At 36.5% G+C, this 348-nt stretch carries 1 protein-coding gene; it reads left to right on the top strand.

The features are described 5' to 3' along the window. On the top strand, positions 1–348 hold a 348-nt coding region (locus SB764_RS38860; RefSeq protein WP_410866590.1), incomplete at both ends, for a hypothetical protein.

The following is a 348-nucleotide window of genomic DNA, read 5'->3' as shown; positions in this document are numbered from 1 at the left end:
AGTGGACTAAAGAGCAACATGATTACGGTATAGAGTATCTAGCTAAAACCCAAAAGGAGCATCCTGGTCTAAAAAAACAGATTGCGGCTTATTTGGATATGGGCTATGAGGGACCTTTAAAAAGTATAGGAAAAAGAACTTTTCAGACTATTCAGCGTAAAGGGGACAAGCATTCTAAAACATATACTATTCTTAATGGGGAAAAAATATTGATTTGGGATCCGATGCAGATTGATAATAGTGGCAATATATCTACTGTTGGGATTAGCTATAGCTACGATGGTGAGAGAGCTGCCGTATCAACTCAAAAAAGTGGTGCAGAAGTTAAAACTGTTTATTTTATCGAAA

It is taken from the genome of Paraburkholderia sp. SIMBA_027 (assembly GCF_046535315.1).
Classification (GTDB): domain Bacteria; phylum Pseudomonadota; class Gammaproteobacteria; order Burkholderiales; family Burkholderiaceae; genus Paraburkholderia; species Paraburkholderia tropica.
Note: the sequence above shows the minus strand (reverse complement) of the source record. Positions and strands in the feature narration are given on the sequence as shown.